The organism is Rhodanobacter fulvus Jip2, from assembly GCF_000264315.1.
GTDB lineage: Bacteria > Pseudomonadota > Gammaproteobacteria > Xanthomonadales > Rhodanobacteraceae > Rhodanobacter > Rhodanobacter fulvus.
In genome coordinates, this window is the sequence record NZ_AJXU01000051.1 from 21,778 (window position 1) to 35,912 (window position 14,135).

Below are 14,135 nucleotides of genomic sequence, written 5' to 3' on the forward strand. Positions count from 1 at the left end.
CGACTCATTGCGGGTTGCCCGCAGCGCCCGCCGCGACGGGCAGGTTCGGCAGCAGTGGAAGCGGATCGTTGCGATGCATTGCACCGGGCACGGGATCGGCACGCAGTTGTTCGCCGCGGATGTAGTCGTAGCGCTCGCCGGTCAACGCGTCGGCACCCCGCGAATCACGCAGGATGGTCGGACGCAGGAATACCATCAGGTTGGTCTTGGTGCGCGAATGGTTGTTGTAGCGAAACAGGCCACCCAGCAACGGGATGCTGCCCAGCACGGGTACCTTGGACACGCCGCCGTTGACTGCGTCCTGGATCAGGCCGCCCAGCACGATGATCTGTCCGTCGTCCACGAGCACCGTGGACTCGATCGAGCGCGTATTGGTGATCACCCCGGCCGGATTGGCGGTGTCGGCCACACTCGAAACTTCCTGGTAGATCTGCAGGCGCACGACGCCACCTTCGGATATCTGCGGGCGGATCTTCAGGGTCAGGCCGACGTCCTTGCGCTCGATGGTCTGGAACGGCGACGGCGTCGTCGCCGCCCCCGAGACCGCGTATTGGCCGGTGATGAACGGAACATTCTGACCGACCACGATCTTTGCCTCCTCGTTGTCGAGGGTCAGCAGGGTTGGCGTGGACAGGATGTTGGCGTTGCTGTCGGTTTCCAGTGCGCGTGCGAGCAGACCCAGGTTGAGAATCTGCACGCCACCGACCGTGACGGTTCCGCGCATCGTGCCGATATTCAACCCGGGACCGGCACTGGCCGGGTTTTGCGCGATGCCGATGATGTTCTGGCCGGCGCCACCGAAACTGGTGCCACCGAATACTTGTGTGCCGGATTTACCGATACCACCGAGATCCTGCCACTGGATGCCAAACTCCCCGGCTTTGCTCGCGGTGAGTTCGACGATCAGCGCCTCGACATAAACCTGCAACCGGCGCGCATCGAGCTTCTCCACCACGGCGCGCAGGTTGTTGTAGATCGCATCCGGCGCCGTGATGATGATCGAATTGGTGGCCGCGTCGGCCTGGATGATGCCCGCTGCGCTGACCGCCGGCGGCGACGCGGCATCGGCCATGACCGGCATGCCGCTGCCGCCGGCCGGCGTCTGCAAATCGCTGGCGAAACTCATGCCGGCACCCGCGCCCGTTGCGGCCGTGTCCGCCGGTGTGGACGTGCCCGTTGCCTGTGCCGACGATGACGCATTACCTGTATGGATGCCGCGCAGGGTTTCGGCGAGCTTCACCGCCTCGGCATTTTTCAGGTAGACCACGTGCACGTTGCCGGCAGCGCTGGTCGGCGAATCAAGCATCGCCGCGAACTGCCGGATCTGGGCAAGCCGTGCGGGATCTGCCGCGCGCACCAACAGGCTGTTGGATCGGGCATCGGCGATGACCGCGATGCGCTGCGTGGGATCGGTGCCCTGCAGTGTCTGAACGGCTTGCGGGGCCGGCGCAAACAGGTGGTTGATGGTCCGCGCCGCATCCAGCGCGGAGGCGTGGCGCAAGACGATCATCGCCGCGCCCGCATCCTCCGGCTGATCGATCGCCGCGATGATGCCGGCCAGTCGTTCGAGGTTGCTGGCGTAATCGGTGATGATCAACGTGTTGCTGTTCTGCAGCGCCGTAATGGTGTTGTTGGGCGCCACCAAAGGGCGCAGCGTGGGCACCAGTTGTGCCGCCGATTGATGGGTCAGAGTGAATACCCGCGTCTGTATTCCGTCGTGGGCGGCGGGCTGGCCGGCCACCGCATTGCGGTGCAGCTTGGCGTTGGCTTCCGGCAGAATCTTCACCAGGTTGTGGTCTTCCACAGCAGTGAAGCCCTGCAACCGCAACGCCGACAGAAACACGTCATACACGGCGGTACGCGCTACCGGTTGGGCCGAGATGATGTTGACCGTGCCCTTGACGCGCGGGTCGAGCACGAAGTTCTTGCCGGTGACTTCCGCCATCGCCTTGACCACGCCCTCGATATCCGCATTGACGAAATTGAGCGTGACGGTTTGGTCCGGCGTCAGCGCCGGGCTTGCCGACGCGGGCACGGCCGCACCCGCCACTGCGGTCTGGGCAGCAAGCAAAGCCACAGCAACCATCTGCAGCCAGTAATGTTTCATGCGGATCGACACGGGATGGATGGCCTGCGATGTTTCATCGGGCGGGAGGGTTCGTGGTGATGACGGGAGTCGCGACCGAACGCGGCCATGCCAACGTTTCGCGCGCCCCGTTGCGGCGCAGGATTACCTGCCCGGGATGCACGCCTTCGACGCGGATGCCCGGGGCAAGATCCTCGCCGGCGCGCACGAGTCGGGTCTCTTTCGCGCCGAGCTGCAGCAGCGCATAGCCGGAACCCGCCGGCGCCCCCGCCATGACGCCCAGCAAGGTGATCGCCAGCGCGGTCGGCGCGCTCGGATGGGCGTCACCTTGCACCGCGCCAAACAGATCGCCCGCGGCGAGCAGGCGGCCGGCCGGCTCGGCAACGTCCATCGCTGGCGGCAGCGGCGACGGCGCAAACCATGCCCAGGTCCAGTACGCCCACACGAAACCAGGCAACGCCAGCGCACCGACCTTCATCGTGAAGACGATGGACGTTTGCGCGAGTCTGGATCGTCCGAACGGCACGGATGGCTTCCCTCTGGTGACATGGGTTGGATGGTGGCGGCAACGGACGGGTTCCCGTGGCGCGTGTCCGTCACCGGCTTTTTGAGGTTCCCCGTGGGGATACGTTGCCGAGCGGAGGGCCGAATTGCAGGGCGAAATCGCCGTTGCCGCGTTCGATGGCGATCAGCCGCAGCAACGGCGCAAGTTGCGCCTTGTGGCTGGTGTCGACGCGTGCAGTGACGGAATACTCCGGCGGCGTCCCGCCGCGCCATGACCCGCTACCGCGCAGTTGCAACGGGCCGCTGTGGGTGCGCAAGCTCGTGTTCAACGCGCCGGCCACGCTGTCAACGCGAAGCTCGTACGTGCCCAGCGGCGCCACCGTGGTCAAGGCGGAGCTGGCGTCTTTCCAGGTCACGACGGCGTCCGCCGAAACAGCATCGCCCGCGCGCTTGAACCGGGCGATCCGGACGACGACATCGCCGCGCAAGCCCAGCGGCGCCATGCGCGGCACCGCCAGCCCGAGCGCCGCCGCCGGCATCGAGAAATTCGCGCCGGCGACGTCGATGCCTTGCACGGAAAGGTGCAGCGGAAAGTCGGCGGCGTGGTCGATGCTCACCTGGTAGTCGAGCCGCCCACGCCACAGCGAGCGCGGCTGCAACACCCAGCTCACGGCCTTGCCGATACCGACGTGCCTGGTCGGATCGCGAATCTCGAGCCGGCCACTGCCGGACCACAGCGTGCCCTGCGCCTGTGCCAACCGCAGCACACCGTGCGTTGCGCGCTGCAAACCACGATCGACGAGCGTGGCCGGCGCCAGCATGATCAGAAACACCCCATACGCCGCCAGCACCACGCTGCCGCTGACGATGCCGTTGCGCCATGTCCGCAGCCGCTTCATCGGCGCGACCGTTCGATGGTGGCGCTGACGCTTACCTGTCCTGGCGCGTCCTGCGATTCAATCCGCACCCGCGCAAAGCGCAGATGCTGCGCGCGCATGTTGTCTGCCCACACCAGCCACTGGGCGAAGGCGACGTGGCCGAACACCAGCTTCACCTGGTCCGCATCCACCCGCTCGATGCTTGCCAGCGACGAGCTCAGCCCGTCGGCGTCCACCTGCCGCTGCACCAACTGACGCAGGTCTGCTGGCGCCGGGGCGGGCGCTGGCGCCGCGCGAAGCTGCATGATTTCCTCTGCCTGCCGCTCCTGGCGAATGACCTGCGCCTGCAGTTCGATCACTGCCGGCCGCAGCTTCGCCCGCGCATGCGTCGCCGACAGCAGCAACCACACGTACAAGCCCAGCCCGAGGCACACCGCCACCGCAACCATCAGCCGGCGTTCGGATGGCGAATGCGATGCCCACCACTGACCGGACCCGTGTTTCCAGGCGAGCTTTTTCATGGCGACCTCAGCGTCAACGTCACCGTGCCGCGGTTGGCGCTGCGTGCCGCCGGCACCATCTCGACGGCAAATCCGGCGTCCATCAAAAGCTGCTGAGTCCGGCGCGCAAGCACGTCATCGAGTGCCGTCCATTCCAGCGTCATGCGCCCGTTCTCATAGGACAGTGCGTGCAATGGCGCGGTCGGTGCGGCGGCGAGCACCGCCGAAACCTTGCCGAGCATGATCGGGAAATCGCCGGCATCGGGTTGGTTGGCGGCGTGTCGCGCCCGCGTCAGTTGCCGGCGCATTTGCAACACGGGGTCGGCCACCGCAACGGCATCGGGAAACAGCGCGCGAAAGCGCGCTTCCATTTGTTGGCGCAGCTGTTGTTGTTCACTGGCCAGACGCATCCGGTCGCCAAGCAATGCCGCCGAATGCAGCAACAACGCCACCAGCAGCATCCAGCCGATCGGGCGCCAGCGAACAACCATCGCGGCGGAGGGATACCAGCGCCGGCGCCGCTGATCGAGTCGAGCCCCGACGGGCACCGCCGTTGTGTGCCAATCCTGTGCGACAGCGATCCGCAGGCTCACGCCCAGCTCGCTCTGCCACGCCTCCAGATCGGGCTTCGCCGCGGGCGCCGTCAGATACAGCGCAATGGTGGTGGGCACGATGGCGTGTGCCCGCGCTTCCGCCAGCCATTGTTGCAGCGCCAGCGGCGGCGTATGCCGGTCGCCACAATCGGTGGCACCGCCTTCGAACTCACCGATCCGCACATGGCCTTCCTGACCGTTCCAGCACAGACTCCACTCGCCATGTTGCAGCGGCAGCATCAGCGTCTCGCAATGCACGCTGTCGACCGTGATGCCGGCGGCGGCGAGCGCATCACGCCATGCCTGCAACCGCAACCGATCCACCACCGCCAGCACATCCTCGCCATCCCGCCGCCCCAGGATGCTCACCTGGGCGGCATCCGGGTCCGAAGCCAGTCGTTCCTCGACCGCGTAAGCCAGCAGCGCGGCGGATCGGCGGTTGCCTGTCGACGGCAGTCGCGCGCTCACAAGCAACACGTCGCTGGCAGCGAGCACCAGCTCGATCCGCGCAGCACCCTGCGGCAGTTGGGCCAGCGCGCCCACACCAGGATGCGCACCAGCATCGTTGAACAGCACCCATCGGCACGACACGGGTACCGCCGACAGCGAACAGAAGATGCGCAGCAGGTTCACGGGTATTTCCGCCAGACGACATCAGGCCAGTCCGTCGCACGGGTTCGCGCCAGCAGCAACTGGCCGCGGGCCTGGGTCTTGCCGTAGCTCACCCGCACGCTGACCAGGAAGTAGTCGCTGCCAACACGAATGTCCGCGGCCGGCACGACAGCGTCCTTGCCGAGCTGACTCAGGAAGTCGGCGTTGTTGCGATAGAAAACGCTGTCGCGGCGCGCCACCAGCATGCGCGCCGACGCCAGGTCCAGGCCGTCGACCACCGCCGCCAGCACCTCGGCCGGCGCCGTGTTGACGTTGAGCGCAGTAGTGCCGGGCAACGCCGTCACAAACGGCGCCAGTCGCGCACGCACATCACCGTCGAAACCGCGCACCAGCGCCAGTTCATCCAGGTTGATCAGCGGCCGATTGGCGGCCAGATAGGGATGACCAGGCGATGCGTAATACGCGTCCTCCGCGCCGCCTGCCGGCTGCGGGACATCATCGGCATCAAGCCAATCGGCCATGGTGCCGGCCAGCTCCACCGGCAGGCCGAGGATCGACAACAGGCGCTGGAAACGCGCGTACTGGGTGAGATCGAGCTTGCCGTGGCGGATCAGGTTGTTGAGGTTGAACAAGCCTTGCTGGTCCTCGATGCGACCGCCGAGTTCGCCGTTCTCGAACGGTATCGACGGCAGCTGCAAGGCCCACGGTTCCCCGGCATGATCGATGACGCCGCTGCTGCGACGATCGTCATACAGCAGCGCCCGGGCCCAGTCGCCGCCGGCATCGACCAGCTCCCGTGCCTCCACCTGGTCGGCAAGCAGTTCGGCCTGGCGCGACCAGGTACTCAAGGCAACCAGCATCGCCGCTGCCGCCACCGCCGAAAACGTCATGATCGCCATCGCCATGAGCAACGCCGCGCCACGCTCATGCCGGCTCATGCGTGCAGCGCGAACACGCGCACCACGGTTTCGCCGGAGTCGAACTCGATTTGCAAACGCACCGCCAGCGGCAGCGCCGGGTCGCTCGACATCGTTGGCCATACACGGCTCCAGATCAGCGCCGAGCCCATGTATTGCAGGTCGAAACGGCGCACGTCCTCCAGCACCACGTAACGCGCCGGCTGCGCGGCGCCGGCAAGATCCAGCCCCGGCCAGATCCACAACTCGACCTGGTGGTTACCGTTGATGCCATAGCCGACGCGGCGCGGGGTGTCGATGCCGTCGGTCCCGGCGAAACGACTGAACTCCACCCGCGGCGCGCGCACGGCATCGGCCCGACCCAGCCACGCCGGAATGATGCCCGACGGCTTGCGCACCGGACGTGGTGCGGCCAGCCGCAGGTCGCCTTCGAAGCGGGTGAAGAACGCCACGGTCTGTCGCCACCGCGTGGACTCCGTCTGGATGTGGTCGCGCGATGCCACAACCACACCGAGCCCGCGGTAAGCCATCAGCGTGAGCAGCGAAAGCACCAGCAGCGCCGTCAGCAACTCGATCAGGGTGAATCCATGGGCTTTGTCGGCGATCACCGTCCACCTCCCGCAGGGTTCGTCACGAAGCCCACCGCATGCGCGAGAAAATGAGCCGGTTGTGCCGGTACGAAGACGAACACGTCGACGCGCCGAAACGTCGGATTCGGCGTCGTGGATACCTGTTCACTCCAGCCGAGGTCGATATCGCCCTGACGCTGGACACCCGACTGTTCACCCACCGGCAACCAGTCGCCACGCGCGTGATGTTCGGCCAGGCGATCGGCTGCGACCCAGCCGGCAAACAGCCGGGTGCGCAATTCGCCGAGGTAATTCGTGCCTTGCGCGGCCACCCGCAGCGCGGCCAGCAGCGATACCGCGACGATGGTCATGGCCACCAGCACTTCGATCAGGGTGAACCCGCGCGCGTTACTTCGCCGCCATGTCGCCATAGGTTTTCCCCAGCCCCGGCGCAATACGCAAATCACCCACCGGAGAGGCCGCCACGCCGTAGTGCTCGTCGGCCAGCGTCAGATCCATCGAGAACGCGGACATCGAACCACCGGCGGGAAACTGCAGTCGCAGGGTCGCTTGTGGCGCGCCGGCCTCATTGCGCAATTGCGAAATCACCATGGCATGCGGCAGTCGACGCGCGCGCAGCACGTCGTCATCGCGAATCTCCGACCACACGTCATTCCTGCCCAGACGCGAGAATTCATAACGAAAGCCATCGGACGTCCAAACGATGGCGGCACCGGTGATGCGCGCCTCCTGCCCGGCAAGCTCGAACAGCTGCGCCAGCCGCTCGGCTTCGACGCGCAGCACGTCGCGATGGCCAGGCTGCAGCCGGGCACCGACCGTGCCCGCCAGGATGCCCATGATCAGCACCACGACCAGCATCTCCACCAGAGTGAAGCCGCCTGCATCACGGCAGACCGTCGCCTTGAGCATCTGCGTGCGCTCCTCACAACATCCACGATCCAAGGTCGGCATCGTTGCCCTCACCACCTGGGGCACCGTCGGCGCCGAGTCCGTAGACATCAATTTCCCCGTGCATGCCGGGGTTCAAGTATTGGTAGGGATGGCCCCAGGGATCGCTGGGCAAACGACCGACGTAGCCCTCGGGTTTCCAGTTGGGCGGAACGGGATCGAATTCCGGTCGGCTCACCAGCGCCTGCAGGCCCTGTTCGGTCGTCGGATAGCGCTGGTTGTCCAGCCGATAAAGCTGCAACGCCTGCATCAAACTGGCAACGTCCTGGCGCGATGCGGTGACGCGCGCCTCGTCCGGCCGACTCATCACCTTGGGCACCACCAGCGCCGCGAGGATGCCGAGGATCACCACGACCACCATCAATTCCAGCAGCGTGAAACCACGTTGGGATGGAGCATGGATCGACATGGTGGCGTCACCCTGAATGCGCGGTAGGAGTACGGCCGGGACACGCGATCGCGTTGAGCATGGATGCGACCCGGTGGGTTATGTCCTGAGATGCACGCCGTCGCGCCCAGGTTCCCCGAAACGCAAACATGTCTCGACCCAGCGCGAAAACAATTCACTCCAGACAACGCGCACCGCGTCGACTGACGCGACAACGGGAACCTTCCCTGTGCCGCTGCGTCTGCTGGTGAACAGGGGGCGATAAATCCGACGCCAGGGGAATGCCGTTCGGAAGTCGCGCCACGTGTGTCACACGGATTCGTCCGCACGTCGAAATTTTTTCATGAGGCCAGCAGGTATCGGCTGGCTGGGTTGCTGCGGCCGCAAGAAATGTTTCGTCCTGACTGATCGCGTCCAATAGAGAGGGAAAGCAAATGAGCAGATACATGCGAAAGAAATGGTTGCCGGGGGCCTTGTCCGTCGCGCTCGGCGTCGGCCTCGCCGGTTGCGGCGGCTCCGGTCACAACGGCCAGGCGTCGGATCCCACGGCCCCGCAAGCCCCCGCCCTCAAGGTGGTTTCCACCATGCCCGCCGACGGCGCCACCGACGTGCTGAACACGGCCGAGGTCAGCGCCACCTTCGACCAGTCGATCGATACCGCGACACTCAAGAACGCAAACTTCAGCGTGAACTGCCCGGCCGACGCGGAACCGTTTGGCTCGGTCGTCTACGACGACGCCACCAGAAAGGCGACCTTCGTGCGCATTACCGAGTCACCCACCAATCTGCCGCAGTCCGAGGTGGCCGAACCGATGCAGGCGGGTGTCACCTGCACGGCAACCATCACGACTGGCGTCAAGGGATCCGACGGTGCGGCGCTGGCGGCGAACTTCGAGTGGACGTTCTCCACCGTGACGGACACGGCGTTCCTTGATGAGGGCAAACGGATTTTTCGCTTTGACACGTTCGGCGATGAAACCACGTGGACTGACACCTTGAGGATGAACGAGGTCATCCAGACTGCCGTTGACCCGACAACGGCGCTGGCGGTCGGCCTGAAGGTCGACGCCGAGGCGCTGCCGCAAGCGGTGGTTGATGGCATCGTGGACAAGAGCATCAGCTTGACCGACCCGCAAACCACGCTCGCCCTGATCAGCCTCGACGCGGTGGTGGGCATCAAGGGCACGGTGACGACCGCCGCCGACGGCAAGATGACGCTGACGCGCGTCGGCATCACCTGTGCGCTGTGCCACTCCACCGTCGACAATTCATTTGACCACGGCATCGGCAAGCGGCTTGACGGCTGGCCGAATCGCGACCTGGACCCAGGCTTCATCATCTCCCTGTCGCCGGCACTCACCGCCGAACAAAGGGCAGTCTACAAATCGTGGGGGCCGGGCTTCTACGATCCGCGCTTCAACATCGACGGGCTGAATGGCCCGCAGGTGATCACGCCGGCGTATGGCTTGCAGAATATCCACAAGATCATCGCCACCGGCGACGGTGACGACCTCGCCTACTGGAACCGCTATGTCGGCGTGACCCAGATGGGCGGCCATGGCAACTTCACCGACGCGCGCGTGGGCGCGGGCATAGACATCACCAACGGAACCGACGACCTGATAACGGCCAAGTTGCCCGCGTTGCAGGCCTATCAGCTATCCATCGCAGCACCGCCTGCGCCCGCGGGCAGTTTCGATACAGCCGCCGCCACGCGTGGCAAGGCGCTTTTCGAAGGCAAGGCCGGTTGCAGCACCTGTCACAGCGGCCCGGAATTCACCGACGCCAACGAGCGCCTGCACAGTCCGAGTGAAGTGGCCAGCGAACCCGAGGCGCCCGGTGTGACGAGCTATGCCTCGCGTACGGCGACCAGGATGTACCGCACGGCCCCGTTGAAGGGTGCATGGCAGCATCCGCCGTACTTCCACAATGGTTCGGCCGACACGCTGGTGGACGTGGTCAACAGGTACAACGCCAAGCAGTCGCTTGGCCTGACCGGCCCGGAAGTCGAGGATGTCGCGCAATACGTGAAGTCGCTCTAGACGACTGCCGACGTGCAACCGCGGGGAGGGGAATGGGGGCGACCTTGTACGGGTCGCCCCCATTTCGCGCACACAAGTTCAGCGTGGACTGCCGTTTTGCACCGTGGATCAGCCCTCACCCGGGCAACGGGAGCCCGACGGGGCCAGAACGAGCGATTCGACATCAGGCCGTGCCACACGCAAACGATCGCCGAAGCCAGGAGTGGCTTCTCCCACGAGCCGTGCCATCACCGCTTTCGTCAACCAGGCGCAGCGCACACCCAGGAACGGAAAGGTTTCCGACAGCATGTTGCCGAGCGTCTTGTACAGCGATTTGCACAGCAACCGGCGCGCCCTGAACAGCCGCGTCTTTACGGTTTGCGGCTTGATCGACAACCGGGCAGCGGTTTCCTCCACGCTGCACTCCTCGATCGCGCGCAACGTGAAAACCTGGCGATACGGGTCTGGCAGATGATCGATCGCGCGTTTCAGCAAACGGCGAACTTCGACCTGGGCCGCGAGCGAAACGGGATCGCCGTGCGCGGACCGGGACGGGCCAACCCAGTGCGGATCCACGGACGACGCGTCGATCTGTTCAACCCCGACCATAGCATGCCGTTTGCGCAAATGGCTGCGCGCCTCGTTGAGCACGATACTGACCAGCCAGGTACGCAAGGGCGCATCACCGCGGAACGAATCAAGCCGGTGATAGGCCCGCATGAAAGACTCCTGCACGACGTCCTCCGCTTCTGCAGCGTCATCGACCACACCGTGCGCGATACGATGCAATTGGGGGCCATAGCGCTGCACGACGTGCCGAAACGCCTCACGGTCACCGCTTCTCACCAATGCAACCAGCGCGACGTCGTCCAGCGCGGGGGTATGGGTCGATATGACGTTTGCGGGCGGTGGCTCGGCTTGCTGCATGCTGCGTTGGATGCGATGGTGGCCCCGGCGGTTCCGCCATCGTTCCACCACCATCGCGGATGCTCGCTTTCATCGAGCCGGATTCGCTTGCCACGGTCCCGGCCTCGACGTGCCGGGCCGGATCGGATCGATCACCAGACAGCCGTTCCTCGCTCTACCGTCGCGCTAGCGGCACTGCGCCGCATGGACAAGCGGCCACGCCATTGCGGACAATCACGGGGATGACTGCCGTCCGTACCGTTGTGCCCCTGCTCGAAGCGCGGGCCGTGAGTTTCCAGCGCCAGGACGAACCGGTGTTCGCGCCGCTGGATTTCCGGCTGCACGAGGGTGAACTGGCCCTGGTGGAAGGCGACAACGGCAGCGGCAAGACCACCCTGCTGCGCATGCTCGCCGGCCTGCTCCATCTGGGCGCCGGCGATTTGCTGTGGCGCGGCGAAGCGCTGCAGCGCGACCTTTGCGCCGGCGACATCCTGTTCCTCGGCCACCAGCTCGGCCTCAAGGCCGACCTCAGCCCGCGTGAGAACCTGCGCGTCGCCACCGGCCTGCATGGCACGCGCGAAGGCATGGACAGTGCGTCCCTCCTCGCCGAGATCGGCCTGCGTGGTTATGAGGACGAACCCGTGCGCCGCCTGTCGGCCGGGCAGAAGAAGCGCGCGGCGCTGGCCCGGCTGGCGATGCTGCCCGCCACGCTTTGGCTGCTGGACGAACCCTATGCGAACCTCGATCGCGCCGGCATCGCGCTGGTGAACGACATGCTGGAGCGTCACACCAATGGCGGCGGCGCCGCCATGGTCACCAGCCACGGCACGGTGAGCTTTCACGGCGGCGAGCCGCGACGGATCCGCATGCATGGCTAATGCACAGCACATCATGCGCGGGCTCCTCCCCCTGCAAGCAGGGGGAGGCTGGGAGGGGGTCAAGCTTTGCGGAAAAGCTCTACCCCTCCCCAGCCCTCCCCTGCGAGCAGGGGAGGGAGCAAAGCCATGAGTCGCGCAACCCTCACCACCGCCTGCGCCGCGATGCTGCGACGCGACCTCACCCTCGCCTGGCGCCGCCGCGGCGACATCGCGATGCCAGTGCTGTACGCGTTGATCGTCACCATGCTGTTCCCGTTCGCGCTGGGGCCGGAGGACACCTTGCTGCAGCGGATCGCCGGCGGCGTGGTGCTGGTCACCGTGTTGCTGGCGATGCTGCTGGCGCTGGATGCGATGTTCGCCAGCGACATCGAGGACGGTTCGCTGGAACAACTGGTGCTGGCACCGCAGCCGCTAGCGCTGATGCTGGGCATGAAGATCCTGGCGCACTGGGTCACCATCGCCCTGCCGCTGATCGTGATTTCGCCGCTGATGGCCGCGCTGTTGCACCTGCCCGCATCGGTCATTCCGGTGCTGTTGCTGGCCTTGCTGCTGGCCACGCCATTGCTCAGCCTGCTGGGCGCGGTGCTGGTTGCGCTGACGGTCGGCACCCGACGCTCTGGTATGCTGCTCGCCTTGATGTTGCTGCCTTTGTGCGTGCCGGCCGTGATTTTCGCCGCGGGCGCGGTAGCTGCCGCCCAGCAGGGTCTGCCCTGGCTGGCACCGATCAGCTGGCTTGCCGCCGCACTCGTATTGGCCGTGGTACTGGCGCCGCTGGCCTGCGCCGCCGCCCTTCGCATTGCCCTGGATTCGTGATCCCTATGGCTAACTGGGTCCCCCTCTGGTTGCACCGGCTCAGCTCGCCGCCAACCTTTTATCGCTTCGCCGGAATGCTGCAGCCGTGGGCGATGACGCTGGCCCTGCTGCTGGGCGCGATCGCGCTTTATGGCGGCCTGGTGCTGGCGCCCGCCGACTACCAGCAGGGTGACGCCTACCGCATCATCTTCATCCACGTGCCCAGCGCGTGGATGAGCATGTTCATCTACGCAGTGATGGGCGTGGCGTCGTTCATCGCGCTGGTGTGGCGGATCAAGCTGGCCGAAGTGGTGGCGATGGAGTCGGCGCCGATCGGCGCGGCGTTCACCTTCATCACCCTGGTCACCGGCTCGCTGTGGGGCAAGCCGATGTGGGGCACCTGGTGGACCTGGGATGCGCGGCTCACCTCCGAGCTGGTGTTGCTGTTTCTGTTTCTCGGCGTGATCGGTCTCTACCGCGCCTTCGAGGATCGCCGCCAGGGCGCGCGCGCCGCCGCCTTCCTGGCCATCATCGGCATCATCAACGTGCCGATCGTGCATTTCTCGGTGAACTGGTGGAACACCTTGCACCAGGGCAGCACGGTCAATGTGTTCGGCAAATCCACCATGTCCTGGGACATGCTGTGGCCGCTGCTGACGATGACGCTGGCCACCAAGTTCTATTACGCCGCCAGCCTGTTCCGGCGCGCGCGCACCGATTTGCTTTCACTGGAAGGCGGCAAGGACTGGGTGCGACAAATTGCCCAGGACGAGGACGCGCGATGAATGCCGTGCAAAGCTTTCTGGCGATGGGCGGCTATGCCGCCTATGTGTGGCCCGCCTACGCGGTGTTCTTCATCGTGCTGATTGCCGACACGATCGCGCCGCGCCTGCGCCGGCAGCGCCTGCTGCGTGAACTTCGCGCCCGGTTTGCCCGTCAAAGCGCCCGCCAGCCGCACGTCGGCAACGGTTCCTCTCCCACTCCACCAGCCGCCATCGACGGTCAGTGAGCCTCATGAATCCCACCCGCAAGCGCCGACTCACCATCGTTGTACTGGTTGCCGTGGCCGCCGCCGTGGCCGCCGGCCTTGGCGTGTACGCGCTGCAAAACAACATGAATTACCTGCTGACGCCCAGCCAGGTGCAGTCGGGACAGGCGGCGAGCTACAAGACGTTCCGCCTGGGCGGCATGGTCAAGGCCGGCTCGATCCAGCGCAGCAGCGATTCGTTGAAGGTGACCTTCACCGTGGTCGACGCCGGCGGCGCCATGCCGGTCGAATACACCGGCATCCTCCCCGACCTGTTCCGCGACAACCAGTCGGTCATCGCCACCGGCCACATGTCCAGCGCCCGCTTCATCGCTACCGAAGTGCTGGCCAAGCATGACGAGACCTATATGCCCAAAGAGCTGAAGGACGCCATGGCCAAAGCGCATGAAGGAAAGCAGGTCGAAGACGCGGGGAATGGGGAATCGGGAAGGGGGAATCGTTGAAGCATGAAAACCACGATCCCTGCCGCTAGGT

At 65.6% G+C, this 14,135-nt stretch carries 17 protein-coding genes; 6 read left to right on the plus strand and 11 right to left on the minus strand.

The features are described 5' to 3' along the window. Positions 1–4: 4 nt before the first annotated feature. The 10 genes from gspD to gspG form a co-directional block, all read right to left on the minus strand. Complete coding sequence (gspD, locus tag UU9_RS12175) at positions 5–2,107, minus strand: type II secretion system secretin GspD (protein ID WP_156804275.1); 2,103 nt, start codon at positions 2,105–2,107, stop codon at positions 5–7. A 34-nt stretch (positions 2,108–2,141) separates the two neighbouring features. Next, a complete protein-coding gene (locus UU9_RS12180; RefSeq protein WP_040670939.1) occupies positions 2,142–2,612 on the minus strand; it encodes a type II secretion system protein N in 471 nt (156 codons plus the stop codon). Positions 2,613–2,682: 70 nt separating this feature from the next. Beyond that, on the minus strand, positions 2,683–3,489 hold the full coding sequence (gspN, locus tag UU9_RS12185) for a type II secretion system protein N (protein WP_007082056.1): 807 nt from the start codon (positions 3,487–3,489) through the stop codon (positions 2,683–2,685). Then, on the minus strand, positions 3,486–3,989 hold the full coding sequence (gene gspM / locus UU9_RS12190) for a type II secretion system protein GspM (protein ID WP_007082057.1): 504 nt from the start codon (positions 3,987–3,989) through the stop codon (positions 3,486–3,488). Before gspM ends, gspN begins: the two co-directional genes overlap by 4 nt. After that, complete coding sequence (gene gspL / locus UU9_RS12195) at positions 3,986–5,194, minus strand: type II secretion system protein GspL (RefSeq protein ID WP_007082058.1); 1,209 nt, start codon at positions 5,192–5,194, stop codon at positions 3,986–3,988. The genes gspM and gspL overlap by 4 nt, the downstream gene beginning before the upstream one ends. Next, complete coding sequence (gene gspK / locus UU9_RS12200; protein WP_007082059.1) at positions 5,191–6,111, minus strand: type II secretion system minor pseudopilin GspK; 921 nt, start codon at positions 6,109–6,111, stop codon at positions 5,191–5,193. Before gspK ends, gspL begins: the two co-directional genes overlap by 4 nt. Then, positions 6,108–6,698, minus strand: coding sequence for a type II secretion system protein GspJ (locus UU9_RS12205; RefSeq protein WP_007082060.1), 591 nt, complete (start codon positions 6,696–6,698; stop codon positions 6,108–6,110). Before UU9_RS12205 ends, gspK begins: the two co-directional genes overlap by 4 nt. Further along, on the minus strand, positions 6,695–7,090 hold the full coding sequence (gspI, locus tag UU9_RS12210; protein ID WP_007082061.1) for a type II secretion system minor pseudopilin GspI: 396 nt from the start codon (positions 7,088–7,090) through the stop codon (positions 6,695–6,697). Before gspI ends, UU9_RS12205 begins: the two co-directional genes overlap by 4 nt. After that, positions 7,068–7,589: a GspH/FimT family pseudopilin gene (locus tag UU9_RS12215; RefSeq protein ID WP_007082062.1), complete on the minus strand. Its 522-nt coding sequence runs from the start codon at positions 7,587–7,589 to the stop codon at positions 7,068–7,070. The genes gspI and UU9_RS12215 overlap by 23 nt, the downstream gene beginning before the upstream one ends. A gap of 13 nt (positions 7,590–7,602) precedes the next feature. Then, a complete protein-coding gene (gene gspG / locus UU9_RS12220; RefSeq protein WP_007082063.1) occupies positions 7,603–8,037 on the minus strand; it encodes a type II secretion system major pseudopilin GspG in 435 nt (144 codons plus the stop codon). A 425-nt stretch (positions 8,038–8,462) separates the two neighbouring features. Between gspG and UU9_RS12225 the strand changes: the two genes are divergently transcribed. Continuing rightward, positions 8,463–10,058 (plus strand): Ig-like domain-containing protein, encoded by a 1,596-nt coding sequence (locus tag UU9_RS12225; RefSeq protein ID WP_007082064.1) that lies wholly within the window; start codon positions 8,463–8,465, stop codon positions 10,056–10,058. Positions 10,059–10,166: 108 nt separating this feature from the next. Here the strand turns inward: UU9_RS12225 and UU9_RS12230 are convergent, their stop codons facing one another. Then, positions 10,167–10,964 carry an RNA polymerase sigma factor gene (locus UU9_RS12230; RefSeq protein ID WP_083838983.1) on the minus strand — a complete coding sequence of 266 codons (798 nt, stop codon included), beginning with the start codon at positions 10,962–10,964 and terminating at the stop codon, positions 10,167–10,169. A gap of 221 nt (positions 10,965–11,185) precedes the next feature. Here UU9_RS12230 and ccmA point away from each other — a divergent pair, with 221 nt between their 5' ends. The 5 genes from ccmA (at position 11,186) to ccmE (ending at position 14,104) form a co-directional block, all read left to right on the plus strand. Then, positions 11,186–11,821, plus strand: a complete 636-nt coding sequence (gene ccmA / locus UU9_RS12235; RefSeq protein ID WP_007082066.1) for a cytochrome c biogenesis heme-transporting ATPase CcmA — start codon at positions 11,186–11,188, stop codon at positions 11,819–11,821. A 126-nt stretch (positions 11,822–11,947) separates the two neighbouring features. After that, complete coding sequence (ccmB, locus tag UU9_RS12240; protein WP_007082067.1) at positions 11,948–12,634, plus strand: heme exporter protein CcmB; 687 nt, start codon at positions 11,948–11,950, stop codon at positions 12,632–12,634. A 5-nt stretch (positions 12,635–12,639) separates the two neighbouring features. Beyond that, positions 12,640–13,398 (plus strand): heme ABC transporter permease, encoded by a 759-nt coding sequence (locus tag UU9_RS12245; protein ID WP_040670943.1) that lies wholly within the window; start codon positions 12,640–12,642, stop codon positions 13,396–13,398. Beyond that, positions 13,395–13,622 (plus strand): heme exporter protein CcmD, encoded by a 228-nt coding sequence (gene ccmD / locus UU9_RS12250; RefSeq protein ID WP_007082069.1) that lies wholly within the window; start codon positions 13,395–13,397, stop codon positions 13,620–13,622. The genes UU9_RS12245 and ccmD overlap by 4 nt, the downstream gene beginning before the upstream one ends. A gap of 5 nt (positions 13,623–13,627) precedes the next feature. Then, entirely contained in the window at positions 13,628–14,104 is a 477-nt protein-coding gene (ccmE, locus tag UU9_RS12255; protein WP_007082070.1) for a cytochrome c maturation protein CcmE, read from the plus strand. Positions 14,105–14,135: the final 31 nt, after the last annotated feature.